Genomic DNA, 21984 nt, shown 5'->3' with positions numbered 1-21984 from the left:
TGCTCATGCCACGTAAGGCGCGGCCGAATACCAGGTATTGCACTCCCAGGTATCGCCGGAATCGGCGCCCCATTTCCACCAGCCCCACGCGTTGGCGTCGGAGCCGTGCAGCCGGGCGTAACCCGGCCGATCCCCGGCGGCCCGGGTGACGCGCACCGCCTCGTCCCAGGTCTGCTGGTCCAGATCGGCGCGGCCGAAGTTGCCGCCGAGGAACATGCCCGCGAAGCACGCCGCCTGGAGTTCGAGGCGGCGGCTCTGCTCCTGGCCGGGCCCGGTGTCCCAGCCCGTCGCGCCGCGTTTGTCGTGATAGGCCCGCATGACGCCGATCAGCGCTTGGATGTGGTGACCGTATTCGTGGGTCAGGGCGGCCAGCTGCCCGCCGCGCCGGGAGGCCGTGGTGACCGTCCGCAGTCCGTCGATCGGCAGGATGATCGTCTCGTCGATGGTGCAGTAGAAGCTTTCGGCGGTGTCGCCCTCCTCGCGGGCGCACGGACTGCCGCCGGTGCCGGTCTGCGCCGGCACGATCAGCCGCGGCGACCGGAAGGGCAGCCCGGCCCCGCGCAGCGTCGGCTCCCAGGCCGCGTCCAGGCAGTCGATGGCGGCGAGATAGAAGGCGCGCGCCGTGCCGATGTCCGCGCCCCAGGCGGGCAGCGCGCAGTCGACCCGAGTCAGCCCGACGTGCTGGGCGAACAGCGGATGATCGGCCAGCGCGTAGACCGGCCGGCTGGACGGGAACTGCGCCTGCCCGGATAGTCGGACCGGGTCCACCGGCGGGGCCGCGTACCCCGCCGGTTTCCCGGGATCGGAAGGGGCGCCGGTGAATCCGGGACCCACCGCGAGGCCCGCGCCGACGTGCAACGCGGGCCGGTCGGCGGGCCGGGGCGCACTCGCCGGCCAGCCCGCCGCGACGATGAAACCGACCATCGCGATGATGGCGAGCGCACCGCAGATGGCGGCGATCGGGAGCCCGGGCTTGGGTTTGCGGGGCCGTTGGCGAGATGTCAACGGCTGGTTCATGATTCCCCCTGACCAAGGTCCGTCGACGCCTTTTCATGGAACCCGACCGGGCGGGCGCCCGCAACTCGGGCAGCCCCGCTACGGGTCACAGTGTGGCAACGAGTTCCCGCAGCACCGGCAAGCTCACCGAACCCGATCCGAGGACGACGTCGTGGAACGCCTTGATATCGAACGCATTTCCGAGTCGCTGTTCGATTTCCGCACGCCGGGAGCCGATTTCGAGCTGACCGACCTTGTAGGCGACGGCTTGACCGGGCATCGCGACATACCGATCGACCTCCACTCGAATGTGGTTCTCCCCCACCGGCGCGTTGGCGATCATGAAGTCGACGGCCTGCTGCCGGCTCCAGCCCATGGCGTGGATACCGGTGTCGACGACCAGCCGGCAGGAGCGCCACGAGTCGCCGCCGAGCATCCCGAGCCGGCCCAGATCGTCGGCGTACAGCCCCATTTCGTCGGCGAGGCGCTCGGCGTAGAGCGCCCAGCCCTCGACGAAGGCGGTGTTGGCGAAGGACTGGCGCTGGAAGCGCGGCAGGTGATCGAGTTCGTTGGCGATGGCCAGTTGCAGGTGATGGCCGGGGATCGCCTCGTGGAAGGCCACCGAGGCGGTCTCGTAGCGCAGCTGCTCGGTCGGCTGGTGCCGGTTGACGAAATAGCTGCCGGGCCGGGAATTGTCGGCCGGCGGCGGAAAGTAGTACGCGGTGGCGGAATCCGCCTCCAGGAACTCCGGCACCGGCACGATGTCGCACCCGGCCCGCGGCAGGCGCCCGAACCAGTTCTTCATCTCGGCGGTGGCCACGCTCAGCGCGGCGCGGGCGTCGGTCATGATCTCGTCGCCGTCGCGATAGCGCAGCTCGGGGTCCTCGCGCAGCCGGGTGAAGATGGTCGCGATGTCGGCGGTGCCGAACTGGCGCGCGCCGATCTCCTGGTACTGCGCCCGCAGCGACTCCAGTTCGGCCAGGCCGGTCCGGTGGATCTGCTCGGCGGTCAGGTCCGGCAGGGTGGTGTGCTCGTGCAGCAGCCTGCGGTAGATGTCGGCGCCGTCGTCGCCGAGCCAGCACAGGCCCGCCTTGTCGTCCGGGCGCGCCGCGGGCAGCAGCTCGTCGGCCAGGGCGGCGCGGTAGCGGCGGAACGCCGGACGGATGACTTCGGCTGCCACCTGGGACAATTCGGCCCGCCAGGCTTCCTCGCCGGCCCAGTCGGCCGGGCCCTCGAGGGTGACGAACGCGTCGCCGGTGAGGTCGGAGTCCAGGTAGCCGTCGAGCTGATTCAGCGACCGCTCGAGGGTGAGCCGGGCCGGTGCCCGGCCCGCGGCCAGCCCGGCGCGGAAGCGCTCGACGGCCTGATCCAGCATGGTGCCGACCTGCCGGTGCCGCTGCACCAGCGCGGCGGCGGCGGCCGGGTCCGGCGCGGTGATCTGCGGCGCGATGGTGAGCAGTTCGGCGTGCACGCCGGCCATCTGGTCGGAGGCCATTTCCAGGGACCGCCAGGACAGGCGGTCGACCGCGCCGGCCAGTTCGGTGTGCAGCAGGCTGCGAGTGGTCCGGTCCTGCTGGTCCAGCCCCGCCGGATCCAGGGCGACCACCCGGTCCAGCAGTTCGCGATACGCGGTGAGATAGCGGCTCTCAGCCGCTTCGGACAGGTCTTCGATGCGATCGTCGAAACGGCGCTCGCCCAGCATGGTCGCGGCGGTGGGCGACATCTCGAGCCTGGTGTCCCAGTACCGATCGGCGAGGTGCATCAACTCTTCGTGGGAGTCCATGGCCGCCATCATGCCCGCACGGCCGTGGCGGCGCACCGGAATCCCGATGCGCCGCCACGGCTTTGGCTGGAACTAACCAACACCCAGGTAGGCGGATTTCACCGCCGAGTCGACGAGCAGATCCCCGCCGGTACCGGACTTGGTGACCTCGCCGGTCTCCAGGATGTAGGCGCGGTCGCTGCGCACCAGGGCCTGCTGGGCGTTCTGCTCCACCATCAGCACGGTGGTGCCCTGCCGGTTGATCTCGCTGATGATCCGGAAGATCTGCTGGATCACCATGGGCGCCAACCCCATCGACGGCTCGTCCAGCAGCAGCAGCCGCGGGCGCGCCATCAGGGACCGGCCGATGGCCAGCATCTGCTGCTCACCACCGGAGAGCGTGCCGCCGACCTGCTTGCGCCGTTCGGACAGCCGCGGGAAGAGCTCGAAGACCCAGTCCAGGGTCTTGTCGTACTCCGCCTTCTGCTTGAAAGGCCGCCCGTAGCAACCCATGTCGAGATTTTCCTGCACCGTCATGCCGGGGAACACGCCGCGGCCCTCGGGCGCCTGGATGAGCCCGTCGGTCACCCGCTCGTGCGCCTTCACGCCGGTGATGTCGCGGCCCTCGAACAGGACCTTGCCGCGGGTCAGCGGCAGCAATCCCGACAGCGCCCGCATGGTGGTGGTCTTGCCCGCGCCGTTGGCGCCCAGCAGGGTGACCAGCTCGCCCTCCGCCACCTTCAGCGAAATACCGTGCAGCGCTTGGATCCGGCCGTAGTTGACGACCATGTCCTGCACTTCCAGCAGCACCGGGGCGTCGGTGAAATCGCGCTCCGCCTCGGGGGCGGTGCGCTCCTTGGTGAACGAGACCTGGTCGGGCCCGCGGCCGGGCTCGGGAATCGGCAGCACCTGGGTCGGCGGATCGTCCGGCGCCGCTTCGGGCTCGGGCGCCGCTTCGGCGGCGTGCGCGTCCTCGTCCGGCACACCCAGGTAGGCCGCGATCACGTCCGGGTTCTCGCGCACCTCCGCGGGCAGCCCGTCGGCGATCTTGCGGCCGAACTCCAGCACCACGATCCGGTCGGTCACACCCATGACCAGGCGCATGTCGTGCTCGATCAGCAGCACGGTGAACCCGTCGTCGCGGATCTTGCGGATCAGATCCATCAGCGCGGCCTTCTCGGCCGGGTTGAACCCGGCCGCCGGCTCGTCCAGGCACAGCAGCTTGGGCTCGGTGGCCAGGGCACGCGCGATCTCCAGGCGGCGCTGATCGCCGTAGGAGAGATTGCGCGCCTTCTCCACCGCCCGCGGTGCGATACCGACGAATTCGAGCAGTGCCATGCCGCGTTCGATGGCGTCGCGCTCCTCGCGCCGATGCCGCGGCGTGCGGATGATCGCGCCCGGCACCGAGGTCTTGTGCCGGGCGTCGGTGCCGACCACCACGTTCTCCAGCGCGGTCATCTCGTTGAACAACCGCACGTTCTGGAACGTGCGCGCGATGCCGAGCCGGGTGATCTCGTTGCGCTTGGTCTTGGTCAGCGGCTTGCCGTCGAAATACACCAGCCCGGAAGCCGGTTTGTAGACGCCGGTGATCGCGTTGAAGCAGGTCGTCTTGCCCGCGCCGTTGGGCCCGATGAGCCCGAGGATCTCGCCGCGGCGGATCTCGAAGTCCAGCGAGTCCAGCGCGGTGAGACCACCGAACTTCACGGTGAGCCCCTCGGTGCGCAGCAGCGGCGCGCCGACCTCGGTCTCGATCTCCCGATGCGGCGCGACGACTTCGGCGACCGCCTCGGCGTCGCCGAGCCCCGGGATCACCGCGGTGACGTCCACCACGCCGGCGCTTTCCACCGGCTCCGGCGGCGTGACGTACCCGGCGGCGACGTCCTCGTTGCCGAACAGCGCGTCTCCCGCGCCCGGGCCGGTCATCGGTCCGTTCCGTTCGGCTCGGGGCGGTCCGGGCGGCGCACCGCCTGGTAGACCTGCCGGCCGTAGGTGAGCAGTTTCTGCCGCACCGGGAACAGACCCTGCGGACGCAGAATCATCATCACCACCAACGCGATACCGAAGTACAGATACTTGAGGTCACCGAGCGACTGCGCGCCACCCGGGCGGAACAAGAGCACACTGCCGACCAGCAGGGCGCCCAGCACGCCGGTGATCACCATGCCGATCGTGATCCCGCGTTTTCGCCACCCGTCGAGGTATTTACCCTTGAACCGCCAGAACAGCGCCAGCGCGATGAACGCCGCGACGTCCAGGATCAGCATCGTGTAGCCGGTGGCCTCGTTGGACACCAGCTGCACCGAGGCGAGCCGGTCCGGCAGGTAGGCGATGATGAAGGCGCCCACCAGGACACCGAGCTTGTTGCCCTGGCCGCCGATGACGACCGCGCACAGGAACAGCATCGAGTTCACGATGTCGAAGCGGGTCGGGTTCACGAACTGCACCTGCCCGGCGTAGAGCGCGCCCGACATACCGCCGACCGCCGCGCCGATCGTGAACGCCCACAGCTTGTACTTGAAGGTCTGCACGCCCATGATCTCGGCGACGTCCTCGTCCTCGCGGATCGCCACCCAGGCGCGGCCGACCCGGCTGCGCTCCAGATTGCCGACGATCAGCAGCATGACGATGATCAGCACCATGCCCAGCCAGTACCAATAGGTTCCGTAGCTGGCGCGGTCGAGCAGGTTGGCCGAATCCGCGTCGCCGACGTTGCCGGCCGAGAACACGCCGTTCGGCTTCGCCTCGGATTCCCCGACGTGCGGGTAGGCGACCTCGGACAGGCCCAGGCTGCCGTTGGTGATCTCGCCGAGGTTGTCGGCGAGCAGCCGGACGATCTCGCCGAAGCCCAGCGTGACGATGGCCAGGTAGTCACCGCGCAAACGCAGGGTCGGTGACCCGAGTATCAATCCCGAGAAGGCGGTGACCAGCACCGCCAGCGGTAGACAGGCCAGCCAGGCCCATTTCGGATCGAGCCAGCCGCCGTCGGTCTGATTCCACGGGCTGTTCTTACTGGTGAGCAGGGCGACGGTGTAGGCGCCGACCGCGTAGAAGCCGACATAACCGAGGTCGAGCAGACCGGCTTGGCCGACAACGACATTCAGGCCGATCGCGATCAGGCAGAACATCGCGACCTTGGCCATCACCAGGCCGAAGTTGTAGGACGGGGTGTCCACCAGGGGTGGCGGGAACAGTGGCAGCAGTGCGAGCAGTGCGATGAACGGGAGGCCGACGCCCCACTGGCCCGGCCGGCTCAGGCCGTCCCACCAGGTGCGGAGCGCGTCACCGACGCCGTGGCGTTCCGGCGTCGCCGGGGCTTTGATCGTAGCGGTCATGCCCGTGCCCTCCCGAGACTCTCGCCGAGGATGCCCGTCGGGCGCACCATCAGCACCAGCACCAGCACCACGAACGCGACCACGTCACGCCACTGGGTGCCGAAGAACAATTGGCCGTACTGCTCCACCACGCCGAGGATCAGGCCGCCGAGCAAGGCGCCGCGCAGGTTGCCGATACCGCCGAGCACCGCCGCGCTGAAGGCCTTGATGCCGAGGATGAAACCGCCGGAGTAGATGATCCCGTTGGGGATCTTGAGCGTGTACAGCAGCGCCGCCGCACCGGCGAGGATGCCGCCGATCAGGAAGGTCAGCATGATGACCCGCTCGCGCGAGACACCCATCAGCGTCGCGGTATCCGGATCCTGGGCCACGGCGCGAATGCCGCGGCCGAATTTCGTTCTGTTGATGAGCAGTTCGGTGGTGACCGCGAGCACCACCGCGGCGAGCACGATGATGATCATGATGTTGGTGACGCTGGCGCCACCGAAGGAGAACTGATCGGTCGGCTCGACCAACTGCACGCCCTGCTGCGCGTTGGTGCCGCCCAACTGGGTGTCGCCCCACTTCAGCTTCGGCAAGACGTAGTGCACGAATTCCTGCAGTACGAACGACATACCGATCGCCGTGATGAGAAAGCTCAGTGGCTTCGCGCCGCGCAAGCGCAACGGGCGGTAGGCGATTCGCTCCAGGCCCACGGCGGCGCCGCCCGAGATGAGCGCGCCGATGATGCCCGCCATAGCCAGGTAGACGACCGTCAGCACGGCCCCCTGGGTGTACACGTCGGGCGCCGGCGCGAAGCCGAGTACCAGCAACCCGATCAGCTGCCCGAACAGGCCGAGCATGAAGACTTCCGAGTGCGCGAAATTGATGAGCCGCAGCACGCCGTAGACCAAGGTATAGCCCACGGCGACCAAGGCGTAGATGGCGCCGTAGGTCACTCCGTCAACGGTCAGTTGCCAGAAGTTATCGATGACCGCGTTGTAGTTGAAGTCGATCGATCCGCCGAGGAGTTGTACACCCTCGGCCAATGCTGTTGTTGTCATGCGTATTTCGCCCTCATCACAATCACCCTGGTCACGAAAGCAGCACGCAAGGGATTCGCACGAACCCCATGCGTGCTGCGCTGTCGTGCCCGCGGGCTACCCGACTACTTGACCTCGTAAATCCAGATGAGCGCGTTGGTCAGCTCACCGTTCGGGCTCCACTTGTAGTGGCGGGCCAGGCCGTCACCGTCGTAGGAGCGGACGAACTCGAGCAGATCCGGACGGGTCGCCTTGCCGGCGTCGATGCCCTTGGACAGGATCGTGGCCAGGTCGTAGGCCTCGACCGAGTAGACGCCGGGCGCCTCGTTGTTCAGGGCCTGGTAGTCCTTGGCGAACTTCTCGGGGGCCGGGCCACACGGGCAGGTGAGGGTGGCGCCCTTGGCCGCACTACCGGCCTGCTTCACGAACTGCGGGTCGTTGACGCCGTCGGGTCCGACGAAGACCGCCTTCACGCCACCGGACTTCAGCTGCGACGCGAACGGCGCACCCTCGGCGTAGTAGCCGGCGTAGAACACCGCGTCGGCGTTCGCGCCCTTGATCTTGGTGACGGTGGCGGAGAAGTCCTTGTCACCGGCCTTGATGGCGGCCGCACAGCTCGGGTCCGCGGCGGCGCCGAGGCCTTCCTTGATGCTCTTGGCCAGACCGGTGCCGTAGTCGCTGTTGTCCTCGACGACGCAGACCTTCTTGTAGCCGGCCGTGCCGGTCAGGTACTTGGCCACCGAGGGGCCCTGCACGTCGTCGTTGGCCAGACCGCGGAAGAAGGTGGTCCAGCCGTTGCCGGTGAGGCCGGCGTTGGTGGCCGAGGAGGTCACCGAGACCAGGCCGGCGTCGCTGAGCACCTTGCCGGTCGCGCGGGTCTCACCGGAGAACGCCGGGCCGACCAGGCCGATGATCGACTTGTCGTTGACGATCTGCGGAATGACCGAGGTGGCCTTCTGCGGATCGCCCTCGGTGTCGAAGGACTTCAGTTCGATCTTGCAGCCCGCGTTGGCCTTGTTGTGCTGATCCAGCGCCAGCTTCACACCGTTGTTGATGTTGATGCCGAGCTGCGCGTTCGGGCCGGTCAGCGCGCCCGCGAAGGCGATCGTGGTGCCCGCCGGGCAGGTGGCCTTGCCGTCGCCGGCCGGGTCCGCGGCCTTGGCCGGGTCGGTCTTGGCAACTTCCTTACCGGTGGAATCCACCTGCACCAGAGGCGAGATCGACAGGCTGCTGCCGCTGTCTCCCCCGGTTCCGGTGGTCTTCCCGTCATCGGTCGACTTGTCACTGCATCCGGACAGCACCAGCGCGGCGGCAGCGCTGAAAACCAATGCGCCTCGCGTGGAACGACTGCGCCATGTCGAACTAAGCACGTCTCACCTCTAAGTCCCGCTGAACCCCTCATCAGGGTGGGCCGCCTTCTACGTTGGCCCGTCCAGAACATAGCGTTGGTACGTTAGATCCGCATCACATTCGAGTGATGCGGATGACCTTAATTCGATGGTTTTCTGAAGATCGTGTGAAGTCTGAGCAAATTTTCCAGCCCCCAGCGACCGAGGACTGGAAACCATCGGCTCCGGTCACTTCGGCGTCAGGTTCTCCAGCACCACCTCGGCTACCGCCTTCATCGTAGTGCGGCGATCCATCGCGGTGCGCTGAATCCACTTGAAAGCCTGCGGTTCCGAGAGGCCGTGCGTCTGCATGAGCACGCCCTTGGCCCGCTCGACCAGTTTGCGGGTCTCCAACCGGTCCGACAGGTTGGCGACCTCGTTCTCCAGCGCGGTGATCTCGTGGAAGCGGCTGGCGGCCAGCTCGATCGCGGGCACCAGATCCGACTTGGTGAACGGCTTCACCAGGTAGGCCATGGCGCCGGCGTCGCGGGCCCGCTCCACCAGGTCGCGCTGGCTGAAGGCGGTCAGAATGACCACCGGCGCAACGCGTCTGGAGGCGATCTCCGCGGCGGCGTCGATACCGTCGCGACGCGGCATCTTCACATCCATGATCACCAGATCCGGGCGATGCTCCACGGCCAGGTCCACCGCCTGCTGACCGTCGCCGGCCTCGCCGACGACCAGGTACCCCTCTTCGGTCAGCATCTCGACCAGATCCATCCGAATGAGCGCCTCATCCTCAGCAACGACGACTCGCTTCGCCCCGGCGTCGCGCTTCGAGCCGGCGCCCCCTGCTGTTTCACTCATAGGTAGACCCCTCTGATTCCGAATGCCTGTCCCAACGCACCGCACGGCAGCCGAGACCGATCTACCCAAGCCTCCGCCCGCCCGCCGCGGGCGTCGAGTGATGTAAAGAGTACCGTTCACCGGCGCTCACACCGTATATACCCTGCGCAAACCGGGTGGCGGTGACATAACTCGCAACCGGTTCGCTCCCAGCCCACCCAGCAGGCTATAGTTCTCCTCCGGTGCTCGCCGATGTGGCGGAACTGGCAGACGCGACGGTCTCAAAAACCGTTATCCGAAAGGATGTGTGGGTTCGAGTCCCACCATCGGCACCGAAGCAAGAGGGCGGTTCTCCAACCGCCCTCTTCTTGTTTCTCCAGGCTCCCACCCAGCGCCGGACCCGCTGTGCCACAGGCGATCCGCGCCGCGTGAGCCCTAGAATCCCGATGTGAGCACCATTCTTCCCGCACTGATCGCGGTCGCTGGAACGCTTCTCGGGGCGGGGGCGACCTTCTTCTTCCAGCGTTCCACCGCCGAGCGCGCCGCGACCCTGGGGTTCGCCGAGCGGCTCCGGCAGGACCGGCTCAACGCCTACAACGCCTTCGCCGATGCCGCCGCCGAGTACCGCGGCGCCGAATTCGATCGCTGGTTCCGGATCCAGGAGAACGACAGCGCGGCGGTGCGCGCCGCGCTGCAGGCCGCGCACGCGAAGCGCACGGTCGCCCGCAGCGCGCTGCTGCGCATCGCGTTGCTGACCGACGACAGTCGTTTGCGGGAACTCGGGCAGGAAATCATCGAACTCTCCCGCTTGATTTCCCGCGCCGCCGACGCGACGGAGCGGGACAGTAAGGGCGATCGGGCCAGGGAGTTGCTCGACGCGTTCGTCGAGCGGGCGGCGACGCAGGTGCAGGCTCCGGCCGCCGTCACCCGGCGGGCGACCCGGCAGCGCCCGGCGCTGCCCAGCTGATCTTTGCCCCCGCCGACCTCGGCGAATCTGTCGGTGCCCGGTGCGATGCTGGCTGGACCACCGATCGCGAGGGAGGTCCGGGGTGGACGGGATGGACGCGGATCTGTATTCGATCGAGGTCGCTGGTGGGCCGTTGCTGACCGGGTTCACGGCGCTGCTCGCCGGGCGGGTGGATCTGACGCCGCGGATGCGGAAGGCGTATCGGGAGCGGGTGGGGCATTTTCTGGGGTGGGTGCGGGAAACCGGGGGGTTCGGGGACGCGCTGCACTGTGCGCGGGGGCGGGATCGGGCGGTGGATGCCTATATCGGTGTCGCGGTAGCGGATCGGGGGGTGGCCGGGCGGACCGTCGGACTGAGCGTGACGGCGTTGAGCGCGTTCTATGAATGGCTCGGGCTGGGTGGGCCACCGACGCCCCGGGTGATGGTCGAGCCGGTCGATCCGCGTGCCCTGGAGCTGGCTCAGCAACGGGCGGTGCTGCGGGCCGCCGCCGATCGTGGGCCGCGCGCCTACGCGCTGATCGTTCTCGGCCTCGAATTGGGGTCCAGCGCGGCCGAGTTGGTCGCCTTGAATCTGACCGGGGTGGATCTCGCGGAATGGCCGGGCCGACTGACGATCCCGGAGGCCGAGGACGGGGCTCGCACGGTGACGTTGAATCCGGTGGCGCGGGCGGCTGTCGTCGCCTGGCTGCCCGAGCGGCGCCGCATCCTGCGCGGCGAAGCGCATCGGGCGCTGTTCATCACCGAGCAGGCCCCACCGCGGCGGCTGCTCCAGCGCACCCTCGACGACGTGATCCGCACGGTCGGCCGCGATGCCGGGGTCGAACTCGCGCCGGGCGCGCTGCGGGCCACCGCCGAGCAGAAGCTGCTGCGGGCGGGCGAGTCGGCGGACGCGGTGGCGGCCCGGCTGGGACGCCCGGATTCGACGCCGAATCGGCGGGCGGCACCCCGCAGGGAGTACCCGCGCCGGCGGGCCCGGCCGCTGGTGCGCGGCGCCGAGCAACTGGATCTCTTCGGTGGGATCGGCTGATCCCCTGCCGCGCTTGGCTTTCGAGCTAGAGTGACGGCATGGCCATGGAATGGGTGGCGATCGTCGGTACACTCGGTGGTGCGGTGGTCGGGGCCGGAACTACGTTGCTCACCGATCTCGTCCGAGCTCGGCGGGACAAAGCGGTACGGACCGGGGATACGCAGCGCCAGATCTATGTGAAGTATCTGGCGGCGGTGGTGCAGACCGACAACGCCATGCAGGCCTTGGCGATCGGGCAGGCGACGCCGCTCGGGCGCGAGGACGTCACCGGGGCCTTCCGGTCACAGAATCTGGTGGCGGCGCTGCTCGAACTCGAACTCGTCGCACCGGAGGCCGTCTGCGGCACAGCGCAGGCCGCCTATCAGAAGCTCCGGAATATCCGGGAGACGCTGGCGACTACGAGCTTGACCGTCGGCGGCCCGAACGGCGGATCGCAGGAGTGGCACGCGGTGCACGAGCCCTTCCGCCAGGCCTTGCACGCGCTGAAAGTGGCGATGCGACAGGAGTTGGGCGGCCCCATGCTCCCCCGTCGTCCTGGGGAACAGCCCGCGCTCGGATCCGAATAACCGCCTGGTCGGTATACGGCACGCGACGCCCAGATGAATATGTTTCTGTGGGGATGTGATTCGGCGCCGTGTAGGTTTTGGAACTCGCGCGAGCCTTTTAGCGTGAGCGTATGCACGTCCTGTTCGTCTGCAACGGCAATGTCTGTCGGTCGGTGATTGCCGAGCGGGTGACGCGTGCCGTGGCGGTCGAATACGGACTGACGGGACTTACCGCCGAAAGCGCGGGGACCCGGGCGCTGGTGGGATTCCCGGTGGAACCACTTGCCGCGCAGACCATTGCCGGACTGGGCGCGGATCCGGACGGATTCCGGGCCCGCAAACTCAAACCGGAAATGATCGACCGGGCCGATCTGGTGCTCACCATGACCGAGCAGATCCGCGACCAGATCGCGGAGATGGGCTTCGGAGTCGGCGCCCGGACCTTCACCCTGCTGGAGGCGCATCGCATCGCGAAAGTCACCGGCGCCGGCGCCATCGCGACCCTGCACGCCGCCCGCAACGACCTGTCGCTGGTCGGGCGGGAGAACATCAGCGACCCGATCGGGCTGTCCGAGGCCGCCTATTGCGAAGTCGGCGACCGGATCGCGGAAGCACTTGTGCCGCTGCTGGTCGCGCTCGCGCCGGGCGAACACACTCGCCCCGGGCAGGACCAGCCCGGACTGGTGGTAGGTCCCGACGCGCCCGCCGCACCGCTCGCGAGCTTCCTGGCGGCACAGCGCATCCGGTGATTCCGGACCCGAAACACCGGCGCCGCCGGGCAAATCGCCGTCACCACTGTGATTCGTAGCAATGCAGGGATCACACTCCCGGCGGACATATTTCCGCCGTTGCTGGTTCGGACCCGACAGGAATCGACATGCCGAAACGCATTTCGGATGTTTCGCTCCATGTTTATGTGACACCGGAAACGCTCGACCAGGTGGTCGAGACGGTGCGTGACGTCGTCGACGACCATCTCCAAGATCGGGATGTGTTCGCCTGGAGATTCACGCTGCCGGTCGATCCGGAGGACCCGGCGCATATCGACTTCGAAAGGCAATGGCGGGGCGCGCACCCCGCGGCCGATCCGGGCAATCGGCGCACCTATGAAATCGCCCTGAGCCTCGTCGGCGCCCCGCGCGATCTGACCGCGCCCGGGCTGGCCGCGCTGGAACGCAAACTGATGCTCGAAACAGCCGGTCTCGCAACGGATCTGGAAATCCCGCGGACCATCCGGACCCAGCGGCGTGACAGTTTCGACTTCGAATTCGAACGCGAATACCTCTGAGCGAAGAAGACCCCGCCGCCCGGTGGGGCGACGGGGCCTGCGGAGCTCAGCGCTTGGCCGGGAAGTGCCGGATCAAGCCTTCCTGCACGGTCGTCGCGAGCAGCTCACCCGAGCGGGAGTAGAACCGCCCGGTGGCCAGCCCGCGCGAACCCGCCGCCACCGGCGACTCGGTGCAGTACAGCGCCCAGTCGTCGAAGCGGAACGGGCGATGGAACCAGATGGAGTGGTTCACCGTGGCCGCGATGATGCGATCCAGGCCCCAGGACAGGCCGTGCGTGGTGATGATCGAATCCAGCACCGTGGTGTCCGACGAATAGCCCAGGGTCGCAACGTGAATCAGCGGATCGTCGGGCAGCTGCCCGTCCGCCTTCATCCAGACGCGGTTGTGGTTCAGCCGTTCGCCCGTGCCCTTCAGGATCCAGGCCGGGTCGTTGGTGTAGCGCATGTCGATCGGGTGCGGCGCCTTGACGAACATCTCCAGCTTGTCCTCCAAGCCTTCGAAGCTCTCCTCCACCCGCGGCAGCGTCTCCGGATCCGGCACCTGCGGCTGCGCATGGGAATGCTCGAGCCCCTTGCCCCAATCCTGGAACGCGGCCAGCATGACGAACAGTTCCTGCCCGTCCTGGGTGGCGGTGACCGTGCGGTTGGCGAAGGCCCGCCCGTCGCGATGCCGATCGACCCGGTATTCGATGGGCCGTTTGGTGTCGCCGCCGCGCACGAAATGCGCGTTCACGCAATGGACCGGGCGGTCACCGACGGTGCGCCCGGCCGCCATGATGGCCTGCGAGACCAGCTGCCCGCCGAAAGTACGGCTCCACACCTTCGCCGGATGTTGACCGACGAAGACGTCCTCGTCGGTCTGTTCCAGGTCGAGCAGGCCAAGCAGCACATCGAGATCGGAAGAGCCGCTGGCTCCGATCTCTACCGAGCCGCCCAGAGACGTAGACAAATCAGTGGTCCTCCTCGCCGATGCGATGCACGTGGATCAGGTTGGTGGACCCGACAGTACCCGGCGGGGAGCCGGCCACGATGACCACGAGGTCACCTTTCTGGTAACGCCCCATCGACAGCAGCGCCACATCGACCTGATGGATCATCTCGTCGGTGCTGTCCACGGTCGGGACGATGAAGGTTTCGGTGCCCCAGGTCAGCGACAGCTGGCTGCGGACCTCCGGCAACGGAGTGAACGCGAGCAGCGGCAGCGGGGTGTGCAGCCGCGCCAGCCGGCGCAGCGTGTCACCGGACTGGGTGAACGCCACCAGCGCCTTCGCGTTCAAGCGCTCGCCGATGTCGCGGGCCGCGTAGGAGATGACGCCGCGTTTGGTGCGCGGCACGTGGGTCAGCGGGGGCACCCGGGTGGACTCGGCCTCGACCGCGCTCACGATGCGCGCCATGGTGCGCACCGTCTCGATCGGGTACGCGCCGACCGAGGTCTCACCGGAGAGCATCACCGCGTCGGCGCCGTCGAGCACCGCGTTCGCCACATCGGAGGCCTCGGCCCGGGTCGGGCGCGAGTTCTCGATCATCGACTCCAGCATCTGGGTCGCGACGATGACCGGCTTGGCGTTCTCGCGAGCCATCTGGATGGCGCGCTTCTGCACCAGCGGCACCTGCTCCAGCGGCAGCTCGACGCCGAGATCGCCGCGGGCGACCATGACGGCGTCGAACGCCAGCACCACGGCCTCGAGGTTGTCGATGGCCTCGGGCTTCTCCAGCTTGCCGATCACCGGCACGCGGCGGCCGACCCGGTCCATCACGTCGTGCACCAGCTCGACGTCGGCCGGGGATCGCACGAAGGAGAGCGCGATGAAGTCGACGCCCAGCTTGAGCGCGAACTCCAGGTCCTCGATGTCCTTCTCCGACAGCGCCGGCACCGACACGTCCATGCCGGGCAGCGAGACACCCTTGTTGTTGGAGACCGGGCCGCCCTCGGTGACCCGGCAGATCACGTCGTTGCCGTCCACCCCGGTGACCGTCAGGCCGATCTTGCCGTCGTCGACGAGCAGACGATCGCCCGCCTTGGCGTCCTGCGCCAGCTCCTTGTAGGTGGTGGAAACGCGGTCGTGGCTACCTTCGATGTCGTCCACCGTGATGCGGACCTCTTCACCGGTCGCCCACATCGTCTTGCCCTCTTTGAACCGGCCCAGGCGGATCTTCGGGCCCTGCAGGTCGGCGAGGATGCCGACCGCGCGGGCCAGGTCGTCGGAGGCCTGACGCACCTTCTTGTAGTTCTCGGCATGGTCGGCGTGCTCACCGTGGCTGAAGTTCAGCCGCGCCACGTCCATACCGCTCTCGACGAGTTCGCGGATCCGTTCCTCGGTGGCAGTGGCCGGGCCGAGCGTGCACACAATCTTCGTCCGTCGCATCACGGGTTAGAGCCTAATCCCGTGGGGGTGGTGGTTGATGCCGTGCCCTCGGTGAAAAGTACGTGAAAATATTGAACAGCAGTTGGGCGAAGCTACGAGCGGGCAACATGCCGGGACAGCCGGGTCTCCAGACGGGTCTGCCCGAAGCCCAGGACCAGGCAGATCGCCCAGTAGTAGACCGCGGCGACACCGTAGAGGGCGAAGAAGTCGAACGTCGGCGCCGCCGCCACCTGAGCGGTCCGCAGCAGCTCGGTGACCAGGATGGTAGACGCCAGCGACGTGTCCTTGACCAGCGAGATCAACGTGTTCGACAGCGGCGGCACCGCGATCCGGGACGCCTGCGGCAGGATGATCAGCCGCATCTGCTGCGTATAGGACATGCCCAGCGCGCGGGCCGCCTCCCACTGGCCTTCGGCTACCGACAGGATCGCGGCGCGCACCACCTCGGCGGCGTAACCGCCGACATTGAGGCTGAACGCCACGATCGCCGCCGGGATCGGGTCCAGCGTGATCCCGAACTGCGGCAGGCCGTAGAAGATGATGAACAGCTGCACCAGCAGCGGCGTGCCCCGGATGATCGAGATGTAGAACCGGGCGGCCGCCGAGAGCGGCCACACCGGTGACATCCGGGCCAGCGCCACGAACAGCGCGATCGCCAGGCCGATGACGAAGCTGACGGCGGTCAGCGGCAGCGTCATCTGCACTGTGGCCTTCAGCATCGGCCACAGGTTCTGCCAGATCAGCTCCTTCGTTTCCGCATCCACCAGCGGTTACTTGCTGACGTCGGAGCCGAAGTACTTTTCCGAGATCCGGGCCAGGGTGCCGTCGGCGCGCAGATCGTTCAGCGCCTTGTCGATCTCGCCGATCAGGGCGTCACCCTTGCGGGCGGCGAAGGCCTGGCGGCTGGTCTCGCCGGTCTTGCCCGCGATCTTCACCGAGTTGTCGCCGGTCTTCTTGGTGTACTCCGCGACGGCGAGGGTGTCGTTCAGGGTGGCGTCCACGCGGTTGTTCTTCAGCAGCTGGATGGCCTGCACGAAGCCCTCCACCGCCTCGACCTTCGCGCCCGCCTGGGTGGCGACCTTGCCCCAGTTCGAGGTGGCGGACTGCGCGCAGGTCTTGCCGCTCAGATCGGCCAGGGTGGTGATGCCGTTGTTGTCGGACTTGGTGACGATCACACCCTCGGAGGTGGTGTAGGCCTGCGAGAGCGCGTACTTGTTCTTGCGCTCGTCGTTGATGGTGACCTGGTTGGCGACCAGATCGAAGCGCTTGGACTCCAAGCCGGCGAAGATCGCGTCCCACGGGGTCTGCACGAATTCCACCTTGCGGCCCAGCTTGTCGCCGACCGCCTCGATGATCTCCACGTCGTACCCGGTGAGCTTGAGCCCCGGCCCCTGGAAGCTGAACGGCGCGTAGGTGCCCTCGGTCCCGACCTTCAGCGTGCCGGAATCGCTGTCACTGCCGCAGGCGGACAGCCCGGTAGCGGCGACAACGGCCAGTAGGACAGCAGCGAACAGCTTGCGGCGCATCGGGATCCCTCATCATCTCTTCGAGCACAAATCCGACCCAACCTACTCCGGGCCCATTGCGCTGCACACTATCGCGATCTTGCCGCGCGAAACACTTGACAACGAAAACACCCCACTTCGAACCGAAGTGGGGTGTTGGGTGCGTAGCGGGGTCAGCCCTCGCGCAGCGGGCGTCCGTTCGCGTCGGGCACGCTGCCCATCAGCATCTGGATGCCGTCGATCAGCGGCCAGATGCCGCCGAGGCCACAGGTCAGCCAGACGACCGCGATCTGGGCGATGGCGAGGTTGGTGTGGCCGGTGTAGAAGCGGCCGGCACCGAACGCGCCCAGGAAGATCTGCAGCAGACCCGCGACCAGCTTCTGCTTGTCGGAGAACGGGGTTCCGTACTGATCGCGGCCGAAGGGGGCCTCCGGATCCACGCCCGGGCCGTACTGCCCGGGGTAGCCGCCCGGCTGCCCGTACTGCTGCGGCTGCTGGCCGTACTGCGGCTGCTGGGCGTAGGGATCCGACGGCTGCCCGTACTGCTGCGGCTGCTGCTGCGCATAGGGATCGGACTGCGGCTTGCTCAGATCAGGACCCGTACCGGGCGGGCCGTACTGGGGCTGGCCGCCGTATCCAGGATTGTTCTGCTGGTAAGGGTCGGTCACTAATGTCCTCCTCATTCGTGCGCGGGTACCCCTCCGGCCCCCGGCATTTCATCGATCTGCCGAACGGGGCGAACAAGCTACCCGCGACGATCAGGTGACATTCTTGCCCGAATCACCCGATTTTGTCGCATCGGTTCCCGACGGCTCGGCCTCCGGCGTGGGATCGCCGGTCTCCGGATCCTTATCGTCGGTGGACTCGGTTTCGTTTACGTCCGGCTCGGATTTCTTGTCCGGGGTGCTGGATTCGTCCGTCTCGGACTTCTCGAGCACGACGGCCGGCTCACCCGCGGTGGTCTCGGACTCCGCGCCGACCCGGCGCAGCGCGCCGATCTGCCACGGCCACGGCCGTTCCATACCGTTCGGCTGCAACTGCGCGGCCGTCTCCCGCCCACGCGTGGCGAACATGAAATAGGCGAGAGCCCCGAGGAATACGATCGCCGCGGTGAACGAGTTGACGCGAATACCCGCGATCAACGTGGCCTCGTCGTCACGCAGCAACTCCACCACGAACCGGCCCACGCAATACCCCGCGACATACAGCGCGAACAGGCGACCGTGCCCGATCCGGTACCGCTTGTCGATCTGCACCAGCAGGAAAACCACCAGCAGGTTCCACAGCAGCTCGTACAGGAACGTCGGCTGCACGACCTTCTCGGCGACCCCGTTGGAGACGCCGTTCATCATGTCCAGCTGGCCGTCCGCGTCGAACCGCGGGTAGATCTCGAGGCCCCAGGGCAGCGTGGTCTCCCGGCCGTACAGCTCCTGGTTGAACCAGTTGCCGAGCCGGCCGATGGCCTGGGCCAGCAGGATCGGCGGCGCGATGGCGTCACCGAAGGCGGGCAACGGGATTCGATAGACCCGGCAGCCGATCCAGGCGCCGACGCCGCCGAGTAGCACCGCACCCCAGATGCCCAGGCCGCCCTGCCAGATGTAGAGCGCCTCGATCGGGTGCTTGCCCGCGCCGAAATACTTCTCCCAGTCGGTGGCCACGTGATAGAGCCGGCCACCGATCAGACCGAACGGCACCGCGAACATCGCGACATCCAGGACCGTCCCCGGCTGGCCGCCGCGCGCCTGCCACCGCTTGTCACCCCACCAGATGGCGGTGATGATGCCGATGATGATGCACAGGGCGTAGGCCCGCAGCGGCAGCGGCCCCAGATGCCACACCCCTTGCGAGGGGCTCGGAATATAGGCCAGCACGCTGGTTCCGGCCGCCGCGGTGTCTGCCAAGACTTGTACGGTCACGCCAGCAACCGTACTGGGTGCCGGCCGCCGCCCGGCCGACGGGCTTTACCGCTAGGACGAAACGGTGGCCGAGCGCACACCCTCGGCGAGCTCGGCGGTCAGCGCCCGCACCGCGTCCAGGCTCTCGCCCGCGGCGCTCACCAGGGCCGAGCCCACGATGACGCCGTCCGCGTAGGCGGCGATCTCGGCCGCTTGCGCGCCCGAGCGCACACCGAGGCCGACGCCGATCGGGATATCGGAGTGCGTGCGCACCCGCGCGCACAGCGCCGGCGCCATCGACGACACCGCGTCGCGGGCGCCGGTGACGCCCATGGTGGAGGCCGCGTAGATGAACCCGCTCGAAGCTTCCAGGGTCTTCACCAGACGCTCCTCGGTGGAGGAGGGCGCGACCAGGAAGATGCGATCCAGATCGTGCGCGGCCGAGGCGACGAACCAGTCGTCGGCTTCGTCCGGAATGAGATTCGGGGTGATGATGCCCGCCCCGCCGGCGCCGGCCAGGTCCCGCGCGAAGCGGTCGATGCCGTACTTGAGCACCGGATTCCAGTAGCTCATTACGACGGCCTGGCCGCCGGCCGCGGTGATCGCCTCAACGACGGTGAAGACGTCCTTGACCCGCACTCCCCCGCGCAGCGCCTGCTCGGCGGCCTGCTGGATGGTCGGCCCATCCATCACCGGATCGGAGTAGGCGACGCCGACCTCGATGATGTCGCAACCGGATTCGACCATGGCCGTGACGGCCGCGATGGAACCCGCGAGATCGGGGAAGCCGGCGGGCAGGTAGCCGATCAGCGCGGCCCGGTTCTCCGAGCGTGCCGCGGCGAAGGTGTTCGCGAGACGGGACTGCTGGCTCACTGCGCGTTCTCCTCGCCGTACAAGCCGAACCACTTGGCGGCGGTGTCCATGTCTTTGTCACCGCGACCGGACAGGTTCACCAGGATGACCGCGCCCTCGCCGAGTTCCTTGCCCAGTTGCAGGGCGCCCGCCACCGCGTGCGCGGACTCGATCGCCGGGATGATGCCCTCGGTGCGGGACAGCAGCAGCAGCGCGTCCATCGCCTCGGTGTCGGTGATCGGCCGGTACTCGGCGCGGCCGACATCCTTGAGGATGGCGTGCTCCGGGCCGACGCCCGGGTAGTCCAGACCGGCCGAGATGGAATGCGATTCGATGGTCTGGCCGTCTTCGTCCTGCAGCAGGTAGGAGTACGCGCCCTGGAAGGCGCCGGGCGTGCCGCCGGTGAAAGTGGCCGCGTGCCTTCCGGTTTCGACGCCGTCACCGGCCGCCTCGAAGCCGACCAGGCGCACGGCCTTGTCGTCGAGGAAGGGATGGAAGATGCCGATGGCGTTGGAGCCGCCGCCGACGCAGGCGACGACCGCGTCCGGCAGCCGGCCGGTGTGGGTCTGCACCTGCACGCGCGCCTCCATGCCGACGATGCGCTGGAAATCGCGCACCATCATCGGGAACGGGTGCGGGCCCGCGGCGGTGCCGAAGCAGTAGTAGGTGTCGTCGGCGTGCGAAACCCAGTCGCGCAGGGCCTCGTTGATCGCGTCCTTGAGGGTCTGCGAGCCGGTGTCCACCGAGATCACCTCGGAGCCGAGCAGCCGCATGCGGGCCACGTTCAGCGCCTGGCGCGCGGTGTCGACCGCGCCCATGTAGATGACGCATTCGAGCCCGAGCAGCGCGCACGCGGTAGCGGTGGCGACGCCGTGCTGGCCGGCGCCGGTCTCGGCGATGACCCGGGTCTTGCCCATCCGCTTGGCCAGCAGCGCCTGGCCCAGCACATTGTTGATCTTGTGAGAACCGGTGTGGTTCAGGTCTTCCCGCTTCAGCAGGATGCGCGCGCCACCGGCGTGCTCGGCCAGCCGGGTGCACTCGAACACCGGCGACGGACGCCCGGTGTAGTCGCGCTGCAGGCGGTCCAGCTCGTCGAGGAAGTTCGGATCCAGCCGGCACTTCTCGTATTCGGCGGTGACCTCTTCGATCACGGCCATCAGCGCCTCGGGCACATGCCGTCCGCCGTAGGCGCCCCAGTGGCCGCCCTGATCGGGTTCGTGCGTGCTCTTGTCGTGGACGCCGTCGCTGGCCTTGGGGAAGGCGCTCATCAGCGGCCTCGCCGCGCGGGCTTCGGGCAGGAGGGGTGCGTGCCGGCGGTCACCAGCTGCAGGACCGCGGCGCGCGGGTCACCACTGGTCACCAGACCCTCGCCGACGAGCACGGCGTCGGCGCCGGCACCGGCGTAGGCCAGCAGATCGGCGGTGCCGCGGATGCCGGATTCGGCGATGCGGATGACCTCGGTGGGTAGGCCCGGGGCGATCCGCGCGAACACGTCGCGGTCCACCTCGAGAGTCTTCAGGTTGCGGGCGTTCACGCCGATGACCGAGGCGCCGGCTTCCAGCGCGCGGTCGGCCTCCTCCTCGGTGTGCACCTCGACCAGCGCGGTCATGCCCAGCGATTCGGTGCGGTCGATCAGCGCGGACAGGGTGTCCTGCTCCAGCGCCGCCACGATCAGCAGGATGACGTCGGCGCCGTGCGCCCGCGCCTCGTGGATCTGGTAGGGGCCGACCACGAAATCCTTGCGCAGGATCGGGATCGAGACGTTGGCGCGGACCGCGTCCAGATCGTCGAGCGAACCGCCGAAGCGGCGGCCCTCGGTGAGCACCGAGATGATCCGGGCGCCGCCGTCCTCGTAGGCCTTGGCCAGGCTCGCCGGGTCCGGGATGTCGGCCAGCGCGCCCTTGGAGGGCGAAGCCCGCTTGACCTCGGCGACGACGCCGATGCCGTCTTCGAGCAGCGCGGCGCGCGCGTCGAGCGGTGCGGGGGCCTTGGTCGCGGCGGCTTTGATGCCCTGGAAATCCAGGAGGGCTTCCCGGGCGGCCACATCCGCGCGGACCCCGTCGAGAATCGAGTCGAGTACCGTCATCTGGCTCGAATCCTTTCTGGGGAGACGGACTTGCTGCCTGAGAATCCCCCCAGGCGCTGTCTCACCGATGCTGACAAAGAATAAATGGCGGGCAGTTTCCCGGTCGCGCCGGGGTTGGGCTGCGGCGGCGCGAGCCGCTCGCGAATCCGAGGCAACCGGGGGTCGAA

The 21984-nt window shown here is 68.0% G+C and carries 21 protein-coding genes, 1 tRNA gene and 1 pseudogene; 6 read left to right on the top strand and 17 right to left on the bottom strand.

Features of this window, described 5'->3' with window-relative positions; translation table 11 throughout:
• Window positions 1-3: 3 nt before the first annotated feature.
• The 8 genes and pseudogenes from AB0H76_RS37775 to AB0H76_RS37740 form a co-directional block, all read right to left on the bottom strand.
• Window positions 4-1017: a neutral zinc metallopeptidase gene (locus tag AB0H76_RS37775; RefSeq protein ID WP_357332293.1), complete on the bottom strand. Its 1014-nt coding sequence runs from the start codon at window positions 1015-1017 to the stop codon at window positions 4-6.
• A gap of 85 nt (window positions 1018-1102) precedes the next feature.
• Window positions 1103-2779 (bottom strand): DUF885 domain-containing protein, encoded by a 1677-nt coding sequence (locus AB0H76_RS37770; RefSeq protein WP_357332291.1) that lies wholly within the window; start codon window positions 2777-2779, stop codon window positions 1103-1105.
• Between the two features lie 72 nt (window positions 2780-2851).
• Complete coding sequence (locus AB0H76_RS37765; RefSeq protein WP_357332531.1) at window positions 2852-3547, bottom strand: ABC transporter ATP-binding protein; 696 nt, start codon at window positions 3545-3547, stop codon at window positions 2852-2854.
• Between the two features lie 198 nt (window positions 3548-3745).
• Window positions 3746-4681 (bottom strand): annotated as a pseudogene (locus AB0H76_RS37760) (ABC transporter ATP-binding protein); the annotation flags it as partial.
• The gene (locus tag AB0H76_RS37755; RefSeq protein ID WP_357332289.1) at window positions 4678-6090 is read right to left on the bottom strand and encodes a branched-chain amino acid ABC transporter permease; all 1413 of its coding nucleotides are present in this window, start codon (window positions 6088-6090) and stop codon (window positions 4678-4680) included. The pseudogene AB0H76_RS37760 and the gene AB0H76_RS37755, both read right to left, overlap by 4 nt.
• The gene (locus AB0H76_RS37750; protein ID WP_357332287.1) at window positions 6087-7133 is read right to left on the bottom strand and encodes a branched-chain amino acid ABC transporter permease; all 1047 of its coding nucleotides are present in this window, start codon (window positions 7131-7133) and stop codon (window positions 6087-6089) included. The genes AB0H76_RS37755 and AB0H76_RS37750 overlap by 4 nt, the downstream gene beginning before the upstream one ends.
• A 104-nt stretch (window positions 7134-7237) precedes the next feature.
• Window positions 7238-8440: a branched-chain amino acid ABC transporter substrate-binding protein gene (locus AB0H76_RS37745; protein WP_357332285.1), complete on the bottom strand. Its 1203-nt coding sequence runs from the start codon at window positions 8438-8440 to the stop codon at window positions 7238-7240.
• Between the two features lie 249 nt (window positions 8441-8689).
• Complete coding sequence (locus AB0H76_RS37740) at window positions 8690-9307, bottom strand: ANTAR domain-containing response regulator (protein ID WP_357332283.1); 618 nt, start codon at window positions 9305-9307, stop codon at window positions 8690-8692.
• Window positions 9308-9534: 227 nt separating this feature from the next.
• Here AB0H76_RS37740 and AB0H76_RS37735 point away from each other — a divergent pair.
• The 6 genes from AB0H76_RS37735 (at window position 9535) to AB0H76_RS37710 (ending at window position 13113) form a co-directional block, all read left to right on the top strand.
• A tRNA-Leu gene (locus AB0H76_RS37735) sits at window positions 9535-9618 on the top strand.
• Between the two features lie 116 nt (window positions 9619-9734).
• Window positions 9735-10253: a hypothetical protein gene (locus AB0H76_RS37730; protein WP_357332281.1), complete on the top strand. Its 519-nt coding sequence runs from the start codon at window positions 9735-9737 to the stop codon at window positions 10251-10253.
• A 91-nt stretch (window positions 10254-10344) separates the two neighbouring features.
• A complete protein-coding gene (locus AB0H76_RS37725) occupies window positions 10345-11280 on the top strand; it encodes a site-specific integrase (protein WP_357332529.1) in 936 nt (311 codons plus the stop codon).
• A gap of 38 nt (window positions 11281-11318) precedes the next feature.
• Complete coding sequence (locus tag AB0H76_RS37720; protein WP_357332279.1) at window positions 11319-11846, top strand: hypothetical protein; 528 nt, start codon at window positions 11319-11321, stop codon at window positions 11844-11846.
• Window positions 11847-11956: 110 nt separating this feature from the next.
• Complete coding sequence (locus AB0H76_RS37715) at window positions 11957-12574, top strand: low molecular weight phosphatase family protein (RefSeq protein ID WP_357332277.1); 618 nt, start codon at window positions 11957-11959, stop codon at window positions 12572-12574.
• A 167-nt stretch (window positions 12575-12741) separates the two neighbouring features.
• Window positions 12742-13113, top strand: a complete 372-nt coding sequence (locus AB0H76_RS37710) for a hypothetical protein (RefSeq protein ID WP_357332275.1) — start codon at window positions 12742-12744, stop codon at window positions 13111-13113.
• A 46-nt stretch (window positions 13114-13159) separates the two neighbouring features.
• Here the strand turns inward: AB0H76_RS37710 and AB0H76_RS37705 are convergent, their stop codons facing one another.
• From AB0H76_RS37705 to trpC, 9 genes are all read right to left on the bottom strand, one after another.
• Window positions 13160-14032, bottom strand: coding sequence for an acyl-CoA thioesterase II (locus tag AB0H76_RS37705; RefSeq protein ID WP_357332527.1), 873 nt, complete (start codon window positions 14030-14032; stop codon window positions 13160-13162).
• A 31-nt stretch (window positions 14033-14063) separates the two neighbouring features.
• A complete protein-coding gene (pyk, locus tag AB0H76_RS37700) occupies window positions 14064-15482 on the bottom strand; it encodes a pyruvate kinase (RefSeq protein WP_357332273.1) in 1419 nt (472 codons plus the stop codon).
• 89 nt (window positions 15483-15571) lie between these two features.
• Window positions 15572-16243, bottom strand: coding sequence for an amino acid ABC transporter permease (locus AB0H76_RS37695; RefSeq protein WP_357332271.1), 672 nt, complete (start codon window positions 16241-16243; stop codon window positions 15572-15574).
• A gap of 6 nt (window positions 16244-16249) precedes the next feature.
• On the bottom strand, window positions 16250-17005 hold the full coding sequence (locus AB0H76_RS37690; RefSeq protein ID WP_357332269.1) for an amino acid ABC transporter substrate-binding protein: 756 nt from the start codon (window positions 17003-17005) through the stop codon (window positions 16250-16252).
• A 152-nt stretch (window positions 17006-17157) separates the two neighbouring features.
• Complete coding sequence (locus AB0H76_RS37685) at window positions 17158-17652, bottom strand: TM2 domain-containing protein (RefSeq protein WP_357332267.1); 495 nt, start codon at window positions 17650-17652, stop codon at window positions 17158-17160.
• 90 nt (window positions 17653-17742) lie between these two features.
• Window positions 17743-18900 carry a prolipoprotein diacylglyceryl transferase gene (gene lgt / locus AB0H76_RS37680; RefSeq protein ID WP_357332265.1) on the bottom strand — a complete coding sequence of 386 codons (1158 nt, stop codon included), beginning with the start codon at window positions 18898-18900 and terminating at the stop codon, window positions 17743-17745.
• A gap of 51 nt (window positions 18901-18951) precedes the next feature.
• On the bottom strand, window positions 18952-19752 hold the full coding sequence (gene trpA / locus AB0H76_RS37675; RefSeq protein WP_357332263.1) for a tryptophan synthase subunit alpha: 801 nt from the start codon (window positions 19750-19752) through the stop codon (window positions 18952-18954).
• A complete protein-coding gene (trpB, locus tag AB0H76_RS37670) occupies window positions 19749-20999 on the bottom strand; it encodes a tryptophan synthase subunit beta (RefSeq protein ID WP_357332261.1) in 1251 nt (416 codons plus the stop codon). Before trpB ends, trpA begins: the two co-directional genes overlap by 4 nt.
• A complete protein-coding gene (gene trpC / locus AB0H76_RS37665) occupies window positions 20999-21817 on the bottom strand; it encodes an indole-3-glycerol phosphate synthase TrpC (RefSeq protein ID WP_357332259.1) in 819 nt (272 codons plus the stop codon). Before trpC ends, trpB begins: the two co-directional genes overlap by 1 nt.
• Between the last annotated feature and the right edge of the window lie 167 nt (window positions 21818-21984).

Source organism: Nocardia sp. NPDC050712, assembly GCF_040654295.1.
Taxonomy (GTDB): Bacteria; Actinomycetota; Actinomycetes; order Mycobacteriales; family Mycobacteriaceae; genus Nocardia.
This window is presented reverse-complemented; position numbering and strand designations above follow the sequence as displayed.